Origin of the sequence: Anaerostipes rhamnosivorans (assembly GCF_005280655.1) — a bacterium.
In the GTDB taxonomy this organism is placed as follows: domain Bacteria; phylum Bacillota; class Clostridia; order Lachnospirales; family Lachnospiraceae; genus Anaerostipes; species Anaerostipes rhamnosivorans.
The window spans coordinates 127,525-148,654 of the sequence record NZ_CP040058.1; the positions used below are offsets into that span (position 1 = coordinate 127,525).

The 21,130-nt window shown below is 44.9% G+C and carries 22 protein-coding genes and 1 tRNA gene; 12 read left to right on the forward strand and 11 right to left on the reverse strand.

From position 1 onward, the window contains the following. Window positions 1–6: 6 nt before the first annotated feature. Window positions 7–1,008, reverse strand: coding sequence for a helix-turn-helix transcriptional regulator (locus tag AR1Y2_RS00615; protein WP_137327220.1), 1,002 nt, complete (start codon window positions 1,006–1,008; stop codon window positions 7–9). 167 nt (window positions 1,009–1,175) lie between these two features. Here AR1Y2_RS00615 and AR1Y2_RS00620 point away from each other — a divergent pair, with 167 nt between their 5' ends. The 6 genes from AR1Y2_RS00620 to AR1Y2_RS00645 all read left to right on the forward strand — a co-directional run bounded on the left by AR1Y2_RS00620 (window position 1,176) and on the right by AR1Y2_RS00645 (window position 6,278). After that, window positions 1,176–2,138: an ABC transporter substrate-binding protein gene (locus tag AR1Y2_RS00620; protein WP_137327221.1), complete on the forward strand. Its 963-nt coding sequence runs from the start codon at window positions 1,176–1,178 to the stop codon at window positions 2,136–2,138. Beyond that, window positions 2,131–3,114 carry a FecCD family ABC transporter permease gene (locus AR1Y2_RS00625; RefSeq protein ID WP_137327222.1) on the forward strand — a complete coding sequence of 328 codons (984 nt, stop codon included), beginning with the start codon at window positions 2,131–2,133 and terminating at the stop codon, window positions 3,112–3,114. The genes AR1Y2_RS00620 and AR1Y2_RS00625 overlap by 8 nt, the downstream gene beginning before the upstream one ends. Next, entirely contained in the window at window positions 3,111–4,118 is a 1,008-nt protein-coding gene (locus AR1Y2_RS00630) for a FecCD family ABC transporter permease (protein WP_137327223.1), read from the forward strand. Before AR1Y2_RS00625 ends, AR1Y2_RS00630 begins: the two co-directional genes overlap by 4 nt. A 9-nt stretch (window positions 4,119–4,127) precedes the next feature. Continuing rightward, window positions 4,128–4,916, forward strand: coding sequence for an ABC transporter ATP-binding protein (locus AR1Y2_RS00635; RefSeq protein ID WP_006567952.1), 789 nt, complete (start codon window positions 4,128–4,130; stop codon window positions 4,914–4,916). Further along, a complete protein-coding gene (locus AR1Y2_RS00640; RefSeq protein ID WP_137327224.1) occupies window positions 4,913–6,142 on the forward strand; it encodes an MFS transporter in 1,230 nt (409 codons plus the stop codon). The genes AR1Y2_RS00635 and AR1Y2_RS00640 overlap by 4 nt, the downstream gene beginning before the upstream one ends. A gap of 65 nt (window positions 6,143–6,207) precedes the next feature. Next, window positions 6,208–6,278 (forward strand) — tRNA-Gly (locus tag AR1Y2_RS00645). Window positions 6,279–6,524: 246 nt separating this feature from the next. Here AR1Y2_RS00645 and AR1Y2_RS00650 read toward each other — a convergent pair. Next, on the reverse strand, window positions 6,525–7,727 hold the full coding sequence (locus AR1Y2_RS00650; RefSeq protein WP_137327225.1) for an IS110 family RNA-guided transposase: 1,203 nt from the start codon (window positions 7,725–7,727) through the stop codon (window positions 6,525–6,527). 487 nt (window positions 7,728–8,214) lie between these two features. Here AR1Y2_RS00650 and AR1Y2_RS00655 point away from each other — a divergent pair, with 487 nt between their 5' ends. The 3 genes from AR1Y2_RS00655 to AR1Y2_RS00665 all read left to right on the forward strand — a co-directional run bounded on the left by AR1Y2_RS00655 (window position 8,215) and on the right by AR1Y2_RS00665 (window position 10,656). Next, window positions 8,215–9,117 (forward strand): hypothetical protein, encoded by a 903-nt coding sequence (locus AR1Y2_RS00655; RefSeq protein WP_137327226.1) that lies wholly within the window; start codon window positions 8,215–8,217, stop codon window positions 9,115–9,117. Window positions 9,118–9,125: 8 nt separating this feature from the next. After that, window positions 9,126–9,380, forward strand: coding sequence for a helix-turn-helix domain-containing protein (locus AR1Y2_RS00660; RefSeq protein WP_137327227.1), 255 nt, complete (start codon window positions 9,126–9,128; stop codon window positions 9,378–9,380). A gap of 217 nt (window positions 9,381–9,597) precedes the next feature. After that, entirely contained in the window at window positions 9,598–10,656 is a 1,059-nt protein-coding gene (locus AR1Y2_RS00665; protein ID WP_137327228.1) for a helix-turn-helix domain-containing protein, read from the forward strand. Between the two features lie 72 nt (window positions 10,657–10,728). Here AR1Y2_RS00665 and srlE read toward each other — a convergent pair whose 3' ends face one another. From srlE to AR1Y2_RS00680, 3 genes are read right to left on the reverse strand one after another with little or no spacing between them, the layout of a single operon-like run. Beyond that, window positions 10,729–11,718, reverse strand: coding sequence for a PTS glucitol/sorbitol transporter subunit IIB (srlE, locus tag AR1Y2_RS00670; RefSeq protein ID WP_137327229.1), 990 nt, complete (start codon window positions 11,716–11,718; stop codon window positions 10,729–10,731). Beyond that, window positions 11,715–12,248 carry a PTS glucitol/sorbitol transporter subunit IIC gene (gene srlA, locus AR1Y2_RS00675; protein WP_006567948.1) on the reverse strand — a complete coding sequence of 178 codons (534 nt, stop codon included), beginning with the start codon at window positions 12,246–12,248 and terminating at the stop codon, window positions 11,715–11,717. The genes srlE and srlA overlap by 4 nt, the downstream gene beginning before the upstream one ends. A 13-nt stretch (window positions 12,249–12,261) precedes the next feature. Continuing rightward, window positions 12,262–12,660, reverse strand: coding sequence for a transcriptional regulator GutM (locus AR1Y2_RS00680; RefSeq protein ID WP_137327230.1), 399 nt, complete (start codon window positions 12,658–12,660; stop codon window positions 12,262–12,264). Window positions 12,661–12,936: 276 nt separating this feature from the next. On the opposite strand from AR1Y2_RS00680, the gene AR1Y2_RS00685 reads away from it, so the two are divergent. From AR1Y2_RS00685 to AR1Y2_RS00695, 3 genes are read left to right on the forward strand one after another with little or no spacing between them, the layout of a single operon-like run. Continuing rightward, entirely contained in the window at window positions 12,937–14,202 is a 1,266-nt protein-coding gene (locus AR1Y2_RS00685; RefSeq protein WP_243118814.1) for a zinc-binding dehydrogenase, read from the forward strand. A gap of 11 nt (window positions 14,203–14,213) precedes the next feature. Further along, window positions 14,214–15,050: a class II fructose-bisphosphate aldolase gene (locus AR1Y2_RS00690; protein WP_137327232.1), complete on the forward strand. Its 837-nt coding sequence runs from the start codon at window positions 14,214–14,216 to the stop codon at window positions 15,048–15,050. Further along, entirely contained in the window at window positions 15,043–16,086 is a 1,044-nt protein-coding gene (locus tag AR1Y2_RS00695) for a sugar-binding transcriptional regulator (protein ID WP_243118896.1), read from the forward strand. The genes AR1Y2_RS00690 and AR1Y2_RS00695 overlap by 8 nt, the downstream gene beginning before the upstream one ends. Before the next feature lie 68 nt (window positions 16,087–16,154). On the opposite strand, the gene AR1Y2_RS00700 is transcribed toward AR1Y2_RS00695, so the two are convergent. From AR1Y2_RS00700 to AR1Y2_RS00725, 6 genes are all read right to left on the reverse strand, one after another. Then, window positions 16,155–17,003: a VanZ family protein gene (locus tag AR1Y2_RS00700; protein WP_175403549.1), complete on the reverse strand. Its 849-nt coding sequence runs from the start codon at window positions 17,001–17,003 to the stop codon at window positions 16,155–16,157. Window positions 17,004–17,005: 2 nt separating this feature from the next. After that, a complete protein-coding gene (locus AR1Y2_RS00705) occupies window positions 17,006–18,175 on the reverse strand; it encodes a hypothetical protein (protein WP_137327235.1) in 1,170 nt (389 codons plus the stop codon). After that, window positions 18,165–18,533, reverse strand: a complete 369-nt coding sequence (locus AR1Y2_RS00710) for a hypothetical protein (protein WP_137327236.1) — start codon at window positions 18,531–18,533, stop codon at window positions 18,165–18,167. The genes AR1Y2_RS00705 and AR1Y2_RS00710 overlap by 11 nt, the downstream gene beginning before the upstream one ends. A 169-nt stretch (window positions 18,534–18,702) precedes the next feature. Continuing rightward, a complete protein-coding gene (gene lpdD / locus AR1Y2_RS00715; RefSeq protein ID WP_054335588.1) occupies window positions 18,703–19,047 on the reverse strand; it encodes a prenylated flavin chaperone LpdD in 345 nt (114 codons plus the stop codon). A 1-nt stretch (window position 19,048) separates the two neighbouring features. Then, window positions 19,049–19,615: a UbiX family flavin prenyltransferase gene (locus tag AR1Y2_RS00720; RefSeq protein ID WP_137327237.1), complete on the reverse strand. Its 567-nt coding sequence runs from the start codon at window positions 19,613–19,615 to the stop codon at window positions 19,049–19,051. 3 nt (window positions 19,616–19,618) lie between these two features. Beyond that, window positions 19,619–21,103, reverse strand: a complete 1,485-nt coding sequence (locus AR1Y2_RS00725; RefSeq protein ID WP_137327238.1) for a UbiD family decarboxylase — start codon at window positions 21,101–21,103, stop codon at window positions 19,619–19,621. Between the last annotated feature and the right edge of the window lie 27 nt (window positions 21,104–21,130).

Consider the following 21,130-nt stretch of genomic DNA (forward strand, 5'->3'; position numbering starts at 1 on the left):
CAAGTTCTATTGGGACCGGCGGTATTCCAGAGGGCTTACACCATAATAACTTTTAAACTTCTTAGAAAAGTTTCCGCTGTACCGGTAGCCTGTTCTTTTTGCAATCTCACTGACAGAAAGATCTGTGGCAGAGAGAAGGCCGGCCGCCATTGCCATTCTCAGGCTGCTGGTATATTCCCCGATGGTCATATGATAATGCTTCGCAAAACCAGCCTTCAGCTTTTGCTGGTTTAGAAACACCTTCTTGCTCAATTCTTCAATGGTAGGAGGATGAACTGCCTGCTCCGTCAAAATATCGTGGGCCTTCTGAATGGCCAAGATATCTGAGGCCGTAAGCCTGAAGCTGCGTTTTTTTCCAATTTGTATCAACCCAAAATCAAGCTGGTGCTGAAACATATTATCTTTAGGTTTTTTGACTTCCTCTGTCAGAAGTGCGATACATTCCAGGATCTTGCTCTCCAAAAAAAGAGGAGACAGACGGCCGGAGACAGACAGGCTGTTAAGCTGGTGGATAACGGAAATGACAGTATGGGGCAGATAGCGGTAAGTATGATTTTGTTTAAAGTCACTCAGGGAAAGGGAATCAGGGAAAGGCACGGAAACAATCTCGTCCAAAAAGGCTTTGTGGACGGTTATCTCTGTCCCGTGAAAATGCTGTCCCTTGTGCCAGGCCTGTTTTCCTTTCAGATTTTTTTCTGCCACAAAAAAAGAAGAAGGAGTAAAGGATGATACTTGCTGATTTTTCAGCTGAAACTTTGTACTTCCCTTATATACGGTGCCAAACCTCAAAAGAGATTCCGGATTGTCAAACTGAATCTGAAAATCCTTAGGTATCGTATAATCTGCGATTCCAAGCTCATAATAACCAGGACGGGAATAAAATAAAAAATACCCGTTTTCCGGTGCTGATACGTTTTGATATAAAGTACAGTGTCCATGGGAGGACGGCTGAAATGAAAGCTGGTTCAGCACTTCCTCCCGGAAAGCTTTACTGGAGGTTATGGTCATTTCATAGATTCCTTTCCGAGTTATTTTATTGGGTGTCAGATTTATTCAAATGGATGAATAAAATAAAAATCAATTGAAAAGCGAGTACGGGTTAGGTACAATACGTTGCGAGGTCGTTAGGTAGGACTAACCAAAGATAGTATACAGGAAGAAAGGGTAAAAGTACAATGAGAACGCAAAAATCAAGGTTAATTACAGTCATTTTAGTTATGGCAGCCCTGGCAGCATTGCTGGCGGGATGCTCAGGTGAAAAAGATCAGACAGATAAAAAAGAGGAATCAAAAACCATCACTGTGACAGATGCCAAAGGAAAGGTTGAAATACCTGCAGATCCAAAGAGAATCGTTGATATCAGCGGAAACAGTGATATACTCTCAATTCTCGGTTATTCTGTAGTCGGAACCGCCAACTCAGATGCGTATGACTATACAAAGTTCCCATCCTATTTAGAAAAGAAGCTTTCCGGTGCTGAGATCCTGGGCTACAGTATGCAGGACAAAATGGACGTTGAGAAGATTCTTGCTTTAAAGCCTGACCTGATTATTATTTCCTCAGTTCAGGAAAAAATGTATCAGCAGCTTTCCAAAGCGGCTCCTACAGTTATGCTGAAGCTGGCTCAGACAGACTGGAAAGAAGATGTGCTCAAGGTAGCCGATATCATGCAGAAAAAAGAGAAAGCCGAAGCATGGCTTGCAGACTATAAGAAAAAAGCCCGGGAAAAGGGACAAGAAATCAAAAAATCCTACGGAAAGAATAAAAGCTACCTTTCCATCCTTGCCAGTGGAGGCCAAATCTTTGTGTATGACAAGGCCGGGATCGGAAGTATCTTATATGAAGATATGGGATTAAAAAGACCGAAGGGACTGCCGGAGCAGAAGGATATCAGTCTTCCGGTAGTATCCTATGAAGGGCTGGCGTCCATTGAGGCAGATTATATTCTTGCCATAGGAACCAAAGATGATATGGCCGCGTTAAAGAAAAACTCTGTGTGGAAAGAACTTCCTGCCGTGAAGAAGGGACATGTGGCAGAGCTTCCCGCAAGCCCTTACTTTAACCAGGGATACAGTTCCATTGGGCGTCTCTCATTTTTGGATGAAGTGAACGGTTTAATGGAGAAGATGAATGAGTAAAAGGGTTTCTGTGTTTACCGCAGTTTCCGTTATCCTTTTGATAACTGTAGTGCTGCTGGCTGTTTCCTTTGGAGCAGAGAGGCTGCCGTTTGAAACGGTGGCCTCGGCGCTCTTTAAAGGTGGGGATTCACTGGATATAAAATTGATCAGGGAAGTCAGGCTGCCTAGGGCCATCGCCGCTGTATTGACAGGAGGGATGCTTGCCAGTGCGGGCGCTGTGATGCAGGGAGTGACCAGGAATCCTCTGGCCGAGCCGTCCATCATGGGAATGACGCAGGGGGCGTCCCTGGCTGTGGCAGCTGCAAGTGTAATACCGGCAGTATCCGGTCTTTTTGGTTTGACAGCATCGGCCCTTATTGGTGCTTTTCTCGGCGGGATTCTTGTGCTTGGATTTTGCCTGCGAACGACAAATTTAAGTGTCTCAAGGCTTCTGCTGGCGGGGACAGCCCTGGGAACTTTTTTTCTATCGTTATCCTCCCTGATTGGGATTCTGGGAAATCGTTCACAGGAGCTTGCGTTTTGGGTAGCGGGAGGATTTAAGTCCATCACATGGGGTCATGTGTGGCTTTTACTATTTGCAGGAGGGATTTCTTTGATTCTGTTTTTCTTTCTGGCAGGCAGCATTAACATCCTGAGCCTTGGAGATGAGGCGGCCACAGGACTGGGTGTCCGTCCTGAAAGGATCAGGCTTTGGTCGATTCTTCTGCTGATTCCGGTTTGTGCCGTCTGTGTGGCCAGCGCAGGAAATATTGCCTTTGTTGGATTGGTCATTCCCCACATGATAAGAAAGATATTCGACAATGACTACAGAAGAATGATACCGTTGTCTTTCTTAGGCGGAAGTGTGCTGATGGTATGGGCGGACCTGGCCGCGCGTCTGGCAAACCAGCCATATGAGACTCCGGTAGGGCTGTTTACCTCTATATTAGGTGTGCCAGTATTTCTGTGGCTGATTAGAAAGGAGCAAAGCAGATGAAAAAAAGGCAGCGTACAGCAGTGGCCCTGGTGGTGTTCTTGTTTCTGGCCGTGTTTGTGGGAGACTTAATGTATGGAAGCTACTCCATGACGGCAAAAGATGTTGTAATGACGCTTTTCGGCAAAGGGGACGGCATGCAGAATATCGCTGTACTTGATCTGCGGCTCCCAAGAGCAGTGACAGCGGTTCTAACCGGAGCTGCATTATCTGTCTCAGGCTGTATTTTGCAGAGTGTCACCAAAAATGATCTTGCAGAGCCCGGGATCATCGGTATCAATGCAGGCGCGGCACTTGCGGTTGTGCTTTTGATTTCTGTACAGAGCACCAGCTATTATACGGCACTGGGCTTTGGCACTGTTCTGCTCATGCCCGTAGCAGCAGCGGCTGGTGCTTTTATAAGCTTTCTGTGTATTTATCTTCTGGCCAGGGATAATGGGAGTGTGAGGCCTGTAAAAATGATCTTGGCAGGTATTGGTGTCAACACAGGGATCAATGCCCTGATCACTCTTTATCAGCTGAACATGTCAAAAGGAGACTATAATCAGGCTCTGGCATGGATTGGTGGCAGCCTGTGGGGCAGCAGCTGGATGTATGTTGCCATGACTGCGCCCATTATTATTGTGCTGATCCTCATTGTCTTTTACAAAAACAGAACGCTGGATGTGATGGATCTGGGTGATGAGCTGGCTATGGGATTAGGGGTTCAAGTGGAGAGAGAAAGAAAGATTTTCCTTGTTCTCGCAGTCTGTCTGGCTGCCTGTGCCACTTCTGTGGCCGGGAATATTGCATTTGCCGGACTGATCGGACCGCATTTAGCAAAACGTCTCGTGGGGCCTGTGCACAAAAGACAGATTCCTGCGGCAGCATGTTTAAGCAGTATTTTAGTTTTGGGAGCGGATACACTTGCGAGGAATCTGTTTTCACCGCTGGAAATACCAGCGGGTATCATGATCTCCCTGATCGGAGTGCCATATTTTGTTTATCTCCTGATGAAAGAAAGGTAAGGGTGTAAAATGGAACAACAAAAGATTCAAGTGAGGGATATCACTGTCGCCTATGAGCAGACCATCGTCATACCAAAGCTGAATCTGAATATCCCTGGTGGGAAGATCACCATCGTAGTCGGCGGCAATGGATGCGGAAAGTCTACACTGATCAAATCTGTGGCCGGGATACTGAAGCCCAAAAAGGGCGAGATCTTTATCAATGGTACAGAGATCAAAAAACAGGCTCCCAGGGAGACCGCTAAACAGATGGCAGTTCTGCCCCAAAGCCCGCAGGTACCGGAGGGACTTTTAGTAAAGGAACTGGTGGCATACGGGCGGTTTCCTTACCAGAAACCTGTAGGCGGACTGACAGAACATGACCATCAGGTGATCCGATGGGCGATGGAGGCAACAGGCATCCTATCGCTGAAAGACCGAAGGGCAGATTCTCTTTCAGGCGGACAGAGGCAGAGGGCCTGGATTGCCATGGCGCTCGCGCAGCAGACGGGAATTCTTGTACTGGATGAGCCAACCACTTATCTGGATATGTCTCACCAGCTGGAAATACTCTCTCTATTAAAAGAATTAAACCAAAAGAACCAAACAACCATTGTCATGGTGATCCATGAAATCAATCATGCATCCAGGTTTGCAGATCATATCATTGGAATGAAGGAGGGGCAGATGGTGTTTGAGGGAACACCTGCGGATGTGATAACAGAACAGAATTTAAAGACACTTTATGGTATACGGGCTAAGCTTACACTCAGTGAGGACGGCACATATCCGGTTTGCACGGAGTATGAGCTGGAATGAGCATACGGGGGAATAAAGCAAATTTTGTTATCATAGCGGCGGGGCAGATGATCTCTCTGTTCGGCAGTGCCATCCAGCGGTTTTGTATGTCTCTCTATGTACTGGAGCTAACCGGGAGTCCAGGTATCTTTGCAACGATCCTTTCAATTTCTATGCTTCCATATGTTCTTCTCGCGCCGGTAGCTGGAAATATCACAGATTCCTTCAGCAAAAAGAAGATCATGGTCTGTACAGACATCTTCAGCGGCATTGTTATAAGCTGTTATGCAGTTTTTTTATTTTCTGGACATGACCGGCCAGCTGTCATAGCTGTCACGATGATCCTTTTGTCATCTGCGAGTACTGTGTATTCACCGGCGGTGACAGCCTCCATCCCTCTGTCTGTTTCAGCAAAACAGCTTTACCGGGCCAACGGCATTGTACAGCAGATCGGATCCGCTGCCAATTTTGCAGGACCCGTCATTGCGGGGATGCTGTATGGTTTTCTGGGGATTCGTTGGATCGTCGTTTTAAATGCAATCAGCTTCTTTGCCTCAGCATTGATGGAAGGATTTCTGCATCTGCCGGAAAAAAAGAGCGGTTCCAAAAACAAGATCTCTTTTTTGAACAGTGTGAACGAAATGTATCAAGGGTTTTTGTACTTAAAAAAATGTCAAACGATCGTATTAAGGATTATTTTCTCATACGGTCTGTCCAACCTGTTCATTGTTCCGGTTTTCTCCGTAGCAGCACCGCATTTTGTAAAAAATGTGCTGGGTCTTTCTTCAGAAGTCTATGGATCTGTGGAGGGGATCACAGTGCTTGGGATGATCACGGGGGGAGTACTGATCGGTGTGTTTCCCAAGAGTTTTTCCATGGCTGTGATCCACAGAGTGCTTTACCTGATGCCGGTTTCCTTTCTTTTTATGTGTCTGACTGGATTTGTGTCCCAAAGCCCGCTGATGAATCTATGTGCTTTTGGGGCAGGAGGCTTTGCTGTCATGCTTTCTCTTGGGCTGTCCAATGTGATTTCATTGACTTACATGCAACAGGCAGTCCCCGGATCTATGATCGGAAAGACCAGTGCGTTTTCCACGGCAGCAGCGACAGCCACGATACCTCCCGGACAGTTTTTGTTCGGACAGATTCTAGAAGCAGGTATTTCGGTTCCCGTGTTGTTTCTTTTTGTATCAGCGGCAAGCCTTGGGACTGCATGTTTTGTAAAACAGGCAATAAAAAAGAATTAAGAAATTTTAAAAAAGTTCTTGCATTTTGTATTTAGTTTTGCTATACTATCACTTGTCTGAAAGATGCGGGTGTAGTTCAATGGTAGAACTCCAGCCTTCCAAGCTGATCACGTGGGTTCGATTCCCATCACCCGCTTATAAGAATTATTGAAGAACTGTCTGTTTTTACAGGCAGTTTTTTTTGTTCCATAGGGAGTTGAAGCGGATTTGTCCCCTTTGTTCTTCCATAGGAAAGTTCTGCGAACCTCCCTATGGAATAAAACCTGCTAACAAAAGTCAAGGACTTTTCAGCAGATTATTAAATTATTTCATCCGTCTATTTTTTGCATGCTAAAAAGGCTGGCATTGTGCTCCAGCCTGCACAAACTCATGTTTTCGCAATCTATTGATAAACAGCAGTTACTCTTGCATAATAAATCCGCAGAAATTTATTCAAGCCAGCAATTTTTGCATGTTTCTTACTTTTACCTTCGCTTTCCTTTTTTAAGATATAGTTGTATACAGCATCATCTTTTGGAGCAGGATGGCTCTTAAGAACTCTCATCACCTCATATCCCACCTTTCTGAGTGTTGAAGAACCTCGTTTCGTTATCTTGCGTTTTGAACCGATAAACTGCCCTGATTCATATGCTGGTGGGTCAATTCCTGCCCATGCTATGAGTGCCTTTGCGCTGTGTAGTCTTCTCACATCCCCAATCTCTGCAATCAGCTTAACCGCAAGGACTTCGCCAACTCCGCCCATTTCCCTGACCGCCTCATATTCAGGCAGGGACTTCACAAGTTCTTGCATTCGTGTTAAAATCAGAGACAGAGAACTATCCACAGTTCTCAATACTGATACAGCTTCCTGTACTAACATTTTGGTGGATGGGGTACTGGAAGATAGTGTGGGAATACCACTTGAAGCTAATTCATAGACTGCCTCAGCCTTGGATCTGCTTCGGTGGTATTTCTTTTCTTTTGCCCAAACAAGATACTCCTTAGCAAATGTTTCAAGACTCATGGATGTGATGAAATCAAAGTGCCAAAATTTCTCCACAAAGTCGCTAAGCTTGTCCCTGCCATTTGCTTCATTCCAACTGTTAAACATCTTCTTAATACCCGGCATCACATAATCCAGGATATGCGTCAACTCCTGCAAAGCTTTCACATGAAGCTCCATATAGTACCGGTATCTGCGTCCCAGAAGTTTAAGCTCCGCATAGGTTTCTTCATCACCTTCATACTTTTGCAGCTTGAACCATTTCTCAATTCCGTAATTCGCAATCATTATTGAATCAAGTTTGTCGGTCTTTGCTCCTCGGATGCTGTTATCCTTCGCATACTTCTTCATTGCAAACGGATTAATGACAGATATGAAATACTCTTTTTCGTGAAGGAACGTTAATACAGGCAAATGATAAATGCCCGTAGCTTCCATCACAATACGTATCTCCCCATCTAATTTTTGAAGCAGATTGTGAAAGCCTTCCAAATCCTCTTGCACATGCTGCATTTCAAAAGGGCTGCACACTATTTCTCCGCATGGCTTAAGTACGCAGACGGTGCTTTTCCCTTTCGATACATCAATTCCTACGCTTATCATCTCGAACCTCCTATAACTGTTATTCGTCATTGTTCCAGCCGCACTTATTACCATCCAGTTTAGTTGGTTACACGGGAGCGAATCCCTACCTGCTTAATCGAATGCTTATAACAAGGGGTTGGTTAACGGTTTTATTCACGGATGCAAAGATCCAAAAAAGCCCACGTAAGACCAATGACTCCCCTTATTATAAATAAAATAAGTGCAGGTGTCAGAGTTAATTACTCTCTAACAACTACACTTTTATGGTACTAAAAGCCCTGCGGGCATTATGCACACAAATGCGTGAGGTAACTATTTGACTGCGTCAAATCGCATTTGGCGCGCAAAGTTGCCAAGCCCCTCAAAGAGTGAGGGGTTGGGGTGTTGAAGTGGGCTTGCCCACTTTGTTCGTTATAGAGAGTTCTTATATAAATTGCTCTGTGTTTATGGTATACTTAAATCGTAAGTAGTAAGTAATAAGTATCCGGGGAAGGGGATGTAGCTTATGAAAGAGTATAGACTGTCACAACAGACTGCCATCGTAGGATTTGACACTTTGGAATCCAACCATCTGACACAGGCCAAAAGCGCCGTGATCAGGGGGATTGCTGCCGCGACGGCTTTGGAACCATTGATTCCGGTGATAGAGAAGGGAGAGTCTGCTGTCTTTAAAGATCATCTGGCGAAACTGATACAAAATGTAAAGGGACTGGGGAAAAAAGAGGCAAAAGCAATAGAGAAAGAGACAGCCGCGTCTTTAAAAGGAGATGGGGTCCTAGAGGAAGTTCCTGCGTTGATTGCCTGTGATATGAACTATGAAACAGCAGGTGTAAAGATCATGGAGTACCGGAGCGATGAGACAGAATACAGAAGAGTTGTAGAAAGCATCCGTGCCGAGATCTTGGAGGACGGGAAGCCTTCTGCGGAGAGCCTTTGTCTGCTTTGGCTGTTCCGTGAAACCTTTTTGATCTCTGAATTGTTTTCCTCTACCGAACAGGTTGCGGTGAAACAGCGGATCGGTGAAGCATCAACAGAAAATGAATGCTACAGGATGTTGTTTGAAGCAGAATTTCACAGTGTATTTAACAGTTTTAGTTCCAGTTTTTTAAAAACAAAGAAAAATCTATTCCAAAATCCCTATCTTGAAGGCGTGAACCTCTTGTTTCCTTTTTTAGAACGCAGAAGTGCTATTTTTATTGATCTGGTGGTTTTAGGTTCAACGGTCAAAAGCCGGAGGGAGGCAGTGCTCTGCTATCTGGCTGAAAGAGGGCACTATGCACAAGAGGTCAAAAACGGACCTGAGACGTTGCTGCTCATAGACAACAGCTATTACCGTATATTTCCCATGACAAAAGCTTATTATAAAATACCGGTGCAGGGCGTTAATTTAGTTCCGGCATATGTGTAGGTGCAGTTATGTCAAGGCAGAGAACCATGGAAAAGATCCTTTCTTCCGAGTATGTGACCATCGGAGAATTAGCCCGTATCACTGGCTGCCGCTACAGCACGTTAAAGTATTATACGGAAGAAAAAATCCTTCCGTTTGAACAGGAAGAAGAGAATCTAACCCGCAGATATAAGAGAGAAGAAAGTGTCGCAAGGATTGGGAAAATACAGGAGCTTAAAAGACAGGGAAGAACCATCGCTGACATGAAAGACATATTGATATAAGAAAAAGCGAAGGCCTGAAATGCACCTAATTATGAAGGTGTATTTCAGGCTTTTAAAGAGTCAGGGGCTGGGGAGATGAAGTAGGCCTGACAACGTTGTTTTAGATTGATCATCATTTTAACTATTGGTTAAATTCTCCTGAGGAAAAATAAAAAAGGATTCAATTGTAGGAGTTTCATTGGGCTGATACAATGAAAAGAGAAAAGGAGATGGGCTTATGAAGATCAATGAAATGATTCGGGAACTGCGGATAAAAAAAGGTTTAACCCAGGAACAGATGGCTTCTCTGCTGGGGGTTTCCGCCCCTGCGGTCAACAAATGGGAAAAAGCAGTGTCCTATCCAGATATCACACTGCTTCCTGCATTGGCACGGTTACTGGAGACAGACCTGAATACCCTTCTGTCCTTTAAAGAAGAACCAACCAAAGAGGAAATCACAGATTTTCTCAATGAACTGGCAGCGGATGTTTCCAGTAACGGAGCGGGACATGCATTTCATATGGGAATGGAAAAAGTACGGGAGTATCCATCCTGTGATCCGTTGATTTTGAATGTTGCGGTCACACTGGAAGGAATTTTAGGTATTTACTACAAGGAGGACTGTACTGATTTAAAGAATGATATTGAAAAACTGTATGAACGGGCAGTCCAGAGCACTGATACAGAGGTCAGGGACCGGGCGCGTTCTCTGCTGATCTTTAAGTATATAGACCGGGAGGAATATGACAGAGCAGAAATATTCCTTAAGGAGCTGCCGGAGGAGTCCATGATGGATAAGAACCAGATTCGGACAAGGTTGTATATGAAACAGAAACAGTGGGAGGATGCGGGCCGTGTCCTGGAAAGCAGACTTTTGAAGAAATTAAATGATATCCAAGCTGCGCTGATGGATTTGATGACCATAGCCTTTGAAGAGAACAGGCCCAAAGACGCAGATGAGATCGCTGATATATCAAGGCAGGTGGTGCGTTTGTTTGGGTTGTGGGATTATGGGTCTTACTCAGCACAGTTTCAGCTTGCATTCGCAAGGAAAGATACCGGTCAGTGTATCACCATACTGAAAGATATGTTTCCGGCAATTCTTAAAAAATGGGAGCCGGGCCAATCGCCGCTGTACAGATACACAGGCAGTAAGTCCAGCACGGACCATTTTGGAAAGTCGATACTTCCAAAGATCTTAAGCGAATTTGAAGACCCTGAAAATGAGGAGTTTCATTTTCTACAGGATGAGCCAGAATTCAGGCAGCTTATCAGCGCATGGAAAGAAAAAATATGACAGAATCTAAAAACAATCAAACTGCTGAAGGAGGTTTCGCAGTTTGATTGTTTTTTCGTTTAACACCTGATATTAACTGTAAAGCCCAAAACTCAACAGATAGGCTACAAGTACAGCCGCAGGTCCTGTGACAAGTCTTGTAAAGAGCATGGCGGGTACGCCGGCGCTCACGGTATCGTCCTCAGCTTCCGCCAGGGTCAGCGCTACAGGTACAAAATCACATCCTACCTGAGAGTTGATGGCAAACAGTGCAGGAAGAGAATAAGCGATGGGAATGGTTCCTTTCCCGATCTCTACACCGAGGAGTACACCTACCACCTGTGCGATCACCGCACCGGGTCCAAGGACCGGGGACAGGAACGGAATGGCACAGAAAACGGACAGCCCCAGAAGGCCTGGAAGACTTCCGGCCAATGGTTTGATGGCATTTGCCAGGAGATCGCCGATGCCGGTATAGTTGATGATACCAACCATGATGCTGACGAAGATCATGAACGGCAAAATGTTTTTCAGGACAATATCCAGAGTGTCCCGGCCGGCCTGATAAAATACATTCACAATACTTCCAATGCCGCGGCCCATGCTGGTAATAAAGTTAAAAAATTGATTTCCTCCAGAGGCGGGGGAGGATTCTTTTATCTCAGCCGGTTCTGGGACAGCCTGCCCGGATACTTCAGGTTCAGATGGAACAGCCTCACCGCTTTGGGTAATACAGTCCAGTGTAGTGCCGGAGACAAAATTATCTTCTTTGATATATTTGCTGAGCGGCCCGGACGGGGAGATGGGGTGGATATCGATGGTCTTTACTCCCATTTTCGGATAAACACCGCACCGGAGCGTCCCGCCGCAGTCTACCACTGCGATGATGATGGTGTCGGGTTCCACTTTGTTGTTAAAGGCATCCACTACCGGGACACCAAGCAGCGACGCAATTTTTTCAGCCAGAGGATGAATGGAGCCTCCGGTGACAGAAGCGACGACTTTCCTGGTTTCCGTTTCATAGACAGTCAATGGCCCGCCCCATCCGCTGGAGCCTTTTGTGATCGTTACAGATGGTTTCATTTTGCTGCACCTCCTTTATTTTTTGCCATGATCTTTTTCGTGAGGAATTCAGTGGCATTTCCACGAATAAAGATAACGATGACGCCGGCCAGCAGGTAACGTACGGCCAAAGGCATAGTGGAGTAGCCGAGCTTTGTAATGCCGGCTGCGATACCGGTCCAAACAAACAGTTCTCCGGCATTTCCGTGTGGAAACAGGCCGGTGATAGGGTGCGCAAAGGAGAAACAGGCATCGATAAAGGCAGGTTTCTGGTCTTCCTCCACGAACCGTCCCATAGTATAGCACATGGGATTGGTCAAAAAGAAAAGGGAGATTACAGGCAGCAGGGTGTAACGGAGCAGGCGGAACCGGGTCAGTTTTTTAGAGAAATTCATGACCCTGTCCTCTCCTACCAGAGTGATGATGGCATTGATACAGGTGAGCAGGATCAGAAGATTGGGAAGAATTCCGGTGATCAGGCCCATCAGGTTTTCTCCTCCTGCGGATACGATCCCGGTAAATCCTTCGGCTAGTTTTACAAATACATTCATAAATATATCCTCCTTAACATGGACAGACAGCAGTTTTCCGTTTACCGGAAATTTGTTCTAAGGCTGAGGCAAAAGCGGCCTTATCATTTTTCCGTTTCATCAGGGCAGTGACAGAGCAGGCAGGACATCCGATATAGTCATTTTTTTGATTGAATCTGGAAAATACAGTCCGTCCTTTCATTTCATAGTAATCTACAATCTCATCTGATTCATTGACCACGACCAGCACGATAACGCCCGGGCGGAAGGTCAGGCCGGATTTGGCAGTTCCGATGGCCAGAAGATTCGGTGTATGGCGGTAGGCCTTCTTCAGGTCTTCAATGGACTGGTACATTCGTTTGATCTGAAACCAGCCGAAGGCGGCCTGAGCTACCATTGTGACCATCAAGATCCCAAGAACATAAGTAAACATAAAGTGGTTAGCACCTCCTTGATATGAATAGATTGACAAGAAGTTTCACGTGAACTCTTAACATGTGTTGATACTATCCTGCCCTCAAAGTGAAGTCAATTCATCTGATTGTTTTGGAACATATTTTACGATTGCACAAAAATAAATACAAAAAACCAGAGTGTTCCATAACATTTGTTCCATGTCTTCACTTTTGGTTGACGAAGGTGAAGGAAGGTAATTATGATGGGGTTGAATTTCAATACAAACCTGAATTATAAGAAAGAGGTGCTAACTATGCAAACACGAGCGATCAGACTTTATGGAAAAGAGGACTTGAGGCTGGATACATTTGAACTGCCGCCTATAAAGGAAGATGAGATTTTGGTAAAGGTCATTTCTGACAGCGTCTGTATGTCCACTTATAAGCTGTCTAAGCAGGGGGCAGCCCACAAGAGAGCCAGGCCGGATCTTAAAGAGAGGCCTTCGGTCATCGGGCATGAGATGTCAGGAGTTATCATAGAAACAGGCGCGAAATGGAAAGATCTATACCAGGAGGGCCAGAAGTTTACGGTGTTGCCCACGGTCACTGAAAACGGCCGGATGAAAACAGCGGGTTACTACTACGAGACTTATGGGGGAGACTGCACCTACTGTATTCTTCCCCGGGAAGTTATGGAGCACGGCTGTCTGATTCCATTTAATGGAGACTCCTTTTTTGAAGCTTCCTTATCAGAGCCCACGGCCTGTATCATTGCCGGGTATCGGAGAATGTACCACACATCGGAGGAAGACCATGAACACCGTATGGGAGTGAAACCCCAGGGAAGTCTTGTGATCTTTGGAGCGTGCGGACCCATGGGGCTAGAGTGTATTGACTATGCCCTACAGCTGGAAAACGGGCCTTCTAAGATTGTCGCCGTTGATATGTCCAAAGACCGGCTTAACAGAGCAGAAAAAATGCTGGTTCCTGACCCGGAAAGCGGAAAAGAGCTGTATTTTGTGAATGCAAATGAATGCCGGGATACGGCAGAGGAACTGAAAGATCTGAACGGTGGCAGAGGATATGATGATGTGTTTGTCTATGCTCCGGTGGAAACTTTGATCGAGCAGGCGGACCGGGTGCTGGGAAAAGACGGGTGCATGAATTTCTTTGCTGGCCCTGTGGATCAATCGCTTTCAGCCAGGATCAATATGTACAATGTGCATTATTCATACACCCATCTGGTGGGATTTACCGGAAGCACCAATGAGGATCTCCATGACGCCCTGAAGCTGATGGAACAAAAAAGAATCCGCCCTACGGTGATGGTAACACATATCGGAGGATTAAGCAGTGCCATTGAGACTACTCTGCATGTTCCGGAGATCCCGGGCGGGAAAAAAATGATCTATACACAGATCGATCTGCCGCTGACAGCTATTGAAGATTTTGCGGAGCTTGGCAGGGAGAATCCACTGTTTGAAAAGCTGGCAGTATCATGTGAGGCCCACAACGGATGCTGGAATGCGGAGGCTGAAAAGATTTTGCTGGATGAATATAATGTAGATCTGACACGATAGGGAGGAAGGGAATGTTAGTTACTTTAAAGGGATTATTAGAAGATGCTAAGAACAAAAAACAGGCGGTTGGGGCATTCAACGGAACCACATTGGAAGGAATTCGTGCCATAATCGGTGCAGCTGAGGAGTTTCAGAGGCCGGTGATCCTCCAGCATGCCCAGAGTCATGATACGATCATAGATTTAAATGAGATTGCCCCGCTGATGCTGCACTATGCAAGGAGTGCCTCTGTGCCGGTGGCAGTGCATCTGGACCACGGAAGCACCTTCAAACGGTGCATGGAGGCAATACGGGCAGGGTTTACTTCTGTTATGTATGATGCGTCTGCCAAGCCGTTTGAGCAGAATCTCATGGAGACGGCAGAGATTGTTAAAGCTGCCCACAGTGTGGGAGTATCTGTGGAAGCAGAACTTGGGCATGTGGCAAATATCAATGAGGATCCCGGGGAGGACAACATTTATACGGATCCTGCTCTGGCTGAGGAGTTTGTGAAGCGTACTGGAGTGGACTGCCTGGCCGTTGCCTTTGGCACAGTGCATGGTCTTTATGTAAAGCAGCCAAGGCTGGATCTTTCCATTGTAACTCAGATCAGTGAAAAAACCGGCATTCCCCTGGTCATGCACGGGGGCTCTGGGGTATCCGGAGACAATTACCGCAGAGCCATAAAAGAGGGAATCTGTAAGATTAACTATTATACATATATGAATACAGCGGGAGGGAACGCGGCTAGAAGCTTTGTAAAACAGTCCGGAGAACATCTGGCCTATGACTGTCTTACACTGGCGGCCACGGAAGCTATGAAGCAGGATGTGATGGCTGCCATGAGAATATTTGGAATGGATGAGTGACCTGCAGATCTGCTATAATCGTGTCAGCAGAGGGAATACAGTCAGTGTGGGAGGGAGAATGATGGCAGATGCAGAGGAAGTCAGGATGCTTGCTGAGATCACCAGGCTTTATTATGAGGAGGAATGGACACAGCAGAGGATCGCTAAAAAGTTTAATATGAGCCGGTCCCTGGTTTCGAAGCTGCTTTCTAAAGCGAGAAAGATCGGGATTGTAGAGATCATTATCCATGACGAGGAGTTTCACCCGTACAGGAAGCTGGAGGAGGAACTTAAGAAACGGTTTCAGATCAGAGAGGTAGTGTGCGTCAGTGTGGAAAACAGTGAAAATCCGGTAAAAACAGTGGGTGCGGCAGCAGCAAAATATGTGGCGAGAAAGCTGTCTACTGTGAAGTATGTGGCAATGACGGCGGGAACTACCACCCGCCAGATCGCTGAGAGCTTTTCATCGGGAGTGCCCTTTGACCATGTGACATTTGTACCTATGTCGGGAGGATTGGGGGAAGAACGGTGGGAGATCCAGGCCAATGTGGTGTGTGAGCGGATGGCAAAGAACAGCGGGGGGAACAGCCTTCAGCTGCATGCCCCCATTGTTTTAGATTCCTATGAGGCAAAGGAAATGCTTTTAAAGCAGCACTTTATTAAAAGTGTTATGGAAAAAGCCAGAAATGCGGAACTGGCTGTGGTGGGACTTGGCAGCTCACCTCAGTATTTTGAGCTGACCGAATCTTATCTGCACGGGATCAACCGGGAGAAGGATGACATCAGCAGACGCCTGGTCGGTGACATTTCTTATAATTATTTTGACAAAGAGGGAGAACTGATAGACTGTAAATGGAACAGGCAGCTCATCTCTTTAAATATTGAAGAGATCAAACGGATTCCGGAAGTGATTGCTGTGACAGAGGGGACAGAGAAAGCGGCAAGTCTGTATGCGGCTCTCAAACATAAGATCGTGGACGGGCTGGTGACCGATGTTCATTCCGCCAGAGAGCTGATCGAGATGGATCGGAGAAGGCTTATGGGAAAGGAAAATTAATTTTAAAATAGACTGTTTGGAAAATCGAAAATGATTTTCCAAACAGTCTATTTTACATTTAAATTCCATTACAGATAGGTTTGCATAAGATTTAGAATTATTTTAATTATAAAGTATAAAATAGCAATGTATGATATGAATTTGCCGGTCTTAGCTCCAAGATCACCGGGATATCTCATAGCTAAAAGAAGTCCCAGAAAGCTTAATATCAAATAGAGAAATAAACTATAATGTAGTCCGTCCAGAGAAATGATTCCATTTTGATTGCCTGACCAGATCGGAATTCCAAATCGCGCAAGAATCATATCTCCATAACAGGTCATAGGTGGAAAAGTAAAACCAAAAAACAGAGTAATGACACTGAGGACAATGGAATAAGTTCCAAGGCCAGATTTTCTGCCACTATTATATCGGTTGACCAGACAAGCTGAAACCTTAAAAAAAGTATAACCCAAAAGTCCTCCAAGGGTATTTGCAATCAGATCATCAATGTCTGCCAGCCTTCCCACGAAGAAAAACTGAATGCATTCGATGAAAAGGGACAAAAGCAATATAATTAGCACTGTTTTTTTCAGACTTCGTTTTTCAGTCTGCTGCATTAAGGGGACAAATACTCCCATGGGCAGGAACAACAAGATATTTAATATGATGTAAGAAAGGTCTTCACCGATAAAAGGAATCAGATTATAGTTATGGGCTCCATTGAGACTCCAGGCATCAAAAGCAAACATGCCCGTGACAATACCAATAAAAATAAGATATACAGTAAAGAGGTACTGCAAAAACCAATCGCCGTTTTTAAAAGTTTTTGTCTTACCCATTACTTTTAATACGATTGCAATTAATGCATAAATAATCAATCCAGCGATCAGAGCCTGGGCAAGCAGTATAGCGCCTTTAGAAAAATTTTCTTTCATGATTAATCCTCTTTCTTCCATCGGAGCACAGACAATAATGTCAGGTAACAGCCAACCGCCAGGAAAAACAGCACCGTAGTGAGCCTTGTACGAATAAATATATTCTGGTGCTTCTTGTATAGTGCTAAAAGAATCCCCTGACTGATGACAAAAGCTGAAAACAGCCAACCGAGATAAACTGTAAGATTCTTAAATGTGACGAAAAACAGCCCCTTTTCTGTTTTAATGATATAATCTCGGTATAATTTCCTAATAACCAACAGAAAAGCTAAAGCAGATGAAAGAAAAATCAGAAAAGTTTGCCCAATGGAAAGGTTATATAGATTATGTTTTTCTTCGGGCGGTATGATATATTCATAGCCGGTTTCTTTCACAATTCTTTTTACTTGCTGGACAACCTGATGATATTCATTTTTATTATCATAATGTAGATACCCTTCACACTTGTCAGATAAAAGAATCTGTTTAAAATCCAGAGTATCCTGAGGAGATAGCTTAATGCTAGGCATGATTAAATAATTGTCTAAATTGATAATTTCTTCATCAACCTTGACATTTGTTTTTTTGTCTAGAAAACCTATTATTTTACAGCGGATATTTTTAGTTGCTAGATACGAGTTTTCAACAATAGAATTTAGCTTAAAAATATGTTTATAATTTGCACCCGCCACAACAGGAACGATCTGATTAGAAGTTTTTTTATATGCAGATTGATTAAAAAATTCTCCAGTTTGTATGCTTTGATCGAGATTTTGTCTTTTTGCATAGAGTTCTGAAACCTGCATAGATTTCAAGGGTGTGATCAGCACATCATCTATTTTTTGGTTTCCTTTCCTGTTAATGAAACTTTTGCTGCCTTGAAATTTTTTTGTATAAATAAAATCTTGGTTTGATATTTCATAATAATCAATATTTTTTATATTCATAAGATGTTGATATACCTGTTTTAAAATATTTAAAGAATCTTTTTTTCTTAGAAAGTTTTCATAACGGTAACCTTTTCTGTCGTAATTGTCAGTTAGCAGCCAATCTCCTTGGCTGCTATTTTGAGAAATTGAGGAATTATTTCTTTCGACAATTAAGGCATAAGAATAGACAGATGATCCAAAGACAAATATGATTATAATGGTCACGAAAACCAGATAATGTTTCAGTCTGTTATTAAAATCCATAATACACACTTGAAGAATACAAATCAATCAGACAGCAATTTTTTGTGGCCCATCCGGTACTATTCTCCACTTTGCCTTTTCCCCATATTCTTTTTGAAGTTTTCCAACATCCTGTTGAATAGTCTGCCCACAATTTAACTGTAACATAATGCTTCTGGTTTGCCGTTACATACCCCTTGCCGTTTCCTTTAAGATAACCTTTTTTCCAGTTCTTGTTTGCTTTTGCTTCTTTAGCCGTGATTTCCTTAGTCGAAACCCAATGTTTTGATGCCTTGACTCTTTTATCCATGGCGAAGGCAGAAGTAGATGAGGAAAATATAGTTGTTGTGATTAATAAACCAATTAAAAGTCTTTTCATGTCAATACCTTTTTTTCTTTAAATATCAATAGTTTCCATTATATGCATATAATCTTTGTACACTATACCATCGATGGAGCTTTTAGTCAAGACTAGAAAAGGCGTTAAGTCGTTTCCGTTTTATGAATACTATTAATGCTATTAAAAGATAGGAGAATCAATCTTTTGATTATAGACTTATAAGAAACGTATTCAACATCTCATCACAAACATTAAGTACTTCTTTTATCTGGTTGTTTTCAAGACGATCATAATGGATCCCACATTGGATACAGACAGGTTCGTGCAGGTTTTCCCAGAGGGCATTGGCCCAGCGTGTACTCACATATCCGTCTTTATGTCCCGGAAACTGTAGAGTTTGAATATTTCCATTATACCCCATAAAACTCACCGCGCCAATATGAGTGCGGCTTCCGCCTGCGATAAGAACTTGGATACCCTCATCGAGATGGGTCACATGGGCACAGATCTCATACCCGAACAATTCTGTCTTCAGCAAAGTCTGCTTTATCATTTCATTTTCCTTCCCATCGCTGAAATCCTTCAAATTCTACTCCGAACTGATCTAAAATCTTGCCGGCCACGTGCCTTGTCATATCCGCCACAGACTGAGGATGATTGTAATAACTCAGCACAGGGGGCAGGATGACGGCGCCAGCCTGGGAAACTTCATACATATTTCTCAGGTGGATGTTGCTAAGAGGACACTCCCTGGCCACAAGCACAAGTTTCCGGCGTTCCTTCAAGGTCACATCGGCGGCCCGGAGAAGCAGGCTGTCACTGTACCCGCAGTGAATCCCCGCTAAGGTTTTCATACTGCATGGAACAACGATCATACCGTCCATGGGACAACTGCCGCTGGCCGGAGCGGCACCGATATTGCGGTTATCATAGACTGTATGGGAAAGGCCCTGGAGATCCTCTAAGGTTAAATTGGTTTCCAGTGAGAGGGTTCTTGCAGCACTGTCTGTGCAGATTAAATGAGTTTCTATTCTGGAAGCTTTTAATGCCCGCAGTACTTCCACGGCCAACGGCATGCCGGATGCCCCGCTTATGCCCACCAATAATCGTTTTTTTCTCATATTCTACACCTCATGTTCCTTCTGTCCAGACATCCACGGGCTGGGATCAACGTCTAAAAACTGTGCTCTTTGGAACCGCTTTTTTAATGAAAAGGGAACAGTACAGTCAAAAATGGTCTTGCAGGCGATCCCATGATCCCGGATACTCGGTGAAAAGTCAGGATCATTGGATGGATCCAGCGGATGACAGCGGACACCGGGGATGGTGATGATATCCGCATCACCCTGGAACCTGGTGTTCATAGCCCATAACACATCATTCATATCAAAACAGTCCACATCTTCATCAACGAGGAATATGTGCTTCAGTTCGCTGAAGGCAGAAAATGCCAGAAGAGCAGCCTGTCTCTGGCGTCCCTCATCGCTGGCTGTTTTTTTGCAGAATTGCAGGACTGCCATATATTTGCCTCCCCCGGCAGAACAGCAGTATACATTCTGAAGACGTCCGGGCATGGCCTTTTCGATCATTCCGATAATGCTGGCTTCTGTGGGGATTCCTGCCATGGATACATGTTCTTCGCTGGGACCGATGCATGTTTGTAAAATAGGATCTTTCCGGTGTGTCACAGCCGTCACCTTGATCATCCAGCATTGACTGCTGGCAGGACCCGTATATCCCGGGAATTCCGGCATGGCGTAACCTGTATGGCTGTTCTGGTCCTCCTGCACACGCACTCCGGGAATCACTTCTCCTTCAATAACATACTCTGCATTGGCAATGGCATGTTCCTTGACAGTGAGACAGCGGCATAACTTTACAGGTTCCCCACGAAGGGCACCGGCGATGGACAGCTCATCGAATCCCAGCGGTGTGGTGGGCGGTTCAAAACAGGAGCCAACCTCGATGGCAGGATCCACACCGATACTGACAGAGATCGGCAGCCGCTGGTTAAGCTCCTCTGCCCGCTCTGCCATGGCGCCGATATGCCGCGCACCGGGAGTAAAAAAGATGGAGAGTTCATCTTTTCCCTGAATACAGAGCCGGTGGATGGTCACATCACTGAGACCTGTGTCTGGATGGGAGGCATAGCACATGCCAAGGGTAATATAAGGTCCAGCATCCACTGGTGTGTTGGTCGGGGCCGGGACCAGCTTTCTCAAGTCAAAATCCGGGGAATCCGCCCGGTGGACCACCTCCTGGCACTGTGCTTTTCCATGGATCACCACTGGCTCTATGGGATGTCCGGCACATTCAAACAGCTTCCAGCCAAGCTTCTCAGGGGGACAATCCAGAAGGGAAGCCACTCGTTTGCGGCTTGCCAGAAGACCGATGGCGGCTTTAGCCCCAGGATGTCCTTTTACTCTGTGGAACAGCATAGCCGGCCCTTCCTTTGTAGGGCGCTTGACAGTCCCTCCTGCTCCCACATGGCGGTAGATACCGGAAAGCTCTGCCATAGGTTCCACAGGAACATGGGTTTCCAAAAGCTGTCCGGGCATTTCTTTTAATCGTTCAATAGCACTTCGAAGATCAGTAACTTTATCAGACATAAATCTTATTCCTTTCTTGTATTTCAT

What these genes read in the sequence shown, in the direction of transcription:
- AR1Y2_RS00620 (WP_137327221.1), top strand. Translation starts at nt 1,176, where the DNA reads ATGAGAACGCAAAAATCAAGGTTAATTACAGTCATTTTAGTTATGGCA.
- AR1Y2_RS00630 (WP_137327223.1), top strand. Translation starts at nt 3,111, where the DNA reads ATGAAAAAAAGGCAGCGTACAGCAGTGGCCCTGGTGGTGTTCTTGTTT.
- AR1Y2_RS00720 (WP_137327237.1), bottom strand. Translation starts at nt 19,615, where the DNA reads ATGAGAAAAAAACGATTATTGGTGGGCATAAGCGGGGCATCCGGCATG.
- AR1Y2_RS00700 (WP_175403549.1), bottom strand. Translation starts at nt 17,003, where the DNA reads ATGAAAGAAAATTTTTCTAAAGGCGCTATACTGCTTGCCCAGGCTCTG.
- AR1Y2_RS00725 (WP_137327238.1), bottom strand. Translation starts at nt 21,103, where the DNA reads ATGTCTGATAAAGTTACTGATCTTCGAAGTGCTATTGAACGATTAAAA.
- AR1Y2_RS00695 (WP_243118896.1), top strand. Translation starts at nt 15,043, where the DNA reads ATGAGTGACCTGCAGATCTGCTATAATCGTGTCAGCAGAGGGAATACA.
- AR1Y2_RS00665 (WP_137327228.1), top strand. Translation starts at nt 9,598, where the DNA reads ATGAAGATCAATGAAATGATTCGGGAACTGCGGATAAAAAAAGGTTTA.
- AR1Y2_RS00635 (WP_006567952.1), top strand. Translation starts at nt 4,128, where the DNA reads ATGGAACAACAAAAGATTCAAGTGAGGGATATCACTGTCGCCTATGAG.
- AR1Y2_RS00690 (WP_137327232.1), top strand. Translation starts at nt 14,214, where the DNA reads ATGTTAGTTACTTTAAAGGGATTATTAGAAGATGCTAAGAACAAAAAA.
- AR1Y2_RS00655 (WP_137327226.1), top strand. Translation starts at nt 8,215, where the DNA reads ATGAAAGAGTATAGACTGTCACAACAGACTGCCATCGTAGGATTTGAC.
- AR1Y2_RS00640 (WP_137327224.1), top strand. Translation starts at nt 4,913, where the DNA reads ATGAGCATACGGGGGAATAAAGCAAATTTTGTTATCATAGCGGCGGGG.
- AR1Y2_RS00710 (WP_137327236.1), bottom strand. Translation starts at nt 18,533, where the DNA reads ATGAAAAGACTTTTAATTGGTTTATTAATCACAACAACTATATTTTCC.
- srlA (WP_006567948.1), bottom strand. Translation starts at nt 12,248, where the DNA reads ATGAATGTATTTGTAAAACTAGCCGAAGGATTTACCGGGATCGTATCC.
- srlE (WP_137327229.1), bottom strand. Translation starts at nt 11,718, where the DNA reads ATGAAACCATCTGTAACGATCACAAAAGGCTCCAGCGGATGGGGCGGG.
- AR1Y2_RS00705 (WP_137327235.1), bottom strand. Translation starts at nt 18,175, where the DNA reads ATGGATTTTAATAACAGACTGAAACATTATCTGGTTTTCGTGACCATT.
- AR1Y2_RS00660 (WP_137327227.1), top strand. Translation starts at nt 9,126, where the DNA reads ATGTCAAGGCAGAGAACCATGGAAAAGATCCTTTCTTCCGAGTATGTG.
- AR1Y2_RS00680 (WP_137327230.1), bottom strand. Translation starts at nt 12,660, where the DNA reads ATGTTTACTTATGTTCTTGGGATCTTGATGGTCACAATGGTAGCTCAG.
- lpdD (WP_054335588.1), bottom strand. Translation starts at nt 19,047, where the DNA reads ATGATAAAGCAGACTTTGCTGAAGACAGAATTGTTCGGGTATGAGATC.
- AR1Y2_RS00625 (WP_137327222.1), top strand. Translation starts at nt 2,131, where the DNA reads ATGAGTAAAAGGGTTTCTGTGTTTACCGCAGTTTCCGTTATCCTTTTG.
- AR1Y2_RS00615 (WP_137327220.1), bottom strand. Translation starts at nt 1,008, where the DNA reads ATGACCATAACCTCCAGTAAAGCTTTCCGGGAGGAAGTGCTGAACCAG.
- AR1Y2_RS00685 (WP_243118814.1), top strand. Translation starts at nt 12,937, where the DNA reads ATGCAAACACGAGCGATCAGACTTTATGGAAAAGAGGACTTGAGGCTG.
- AR1Y2_RS00650 (WP_137327225.1), bottom strand. Translation starts at nt 7,727, where the DNA reads ATGATAAGCGTAGGAATTGATGTATCGAAAGGGAAAAGCACCGTCTGC.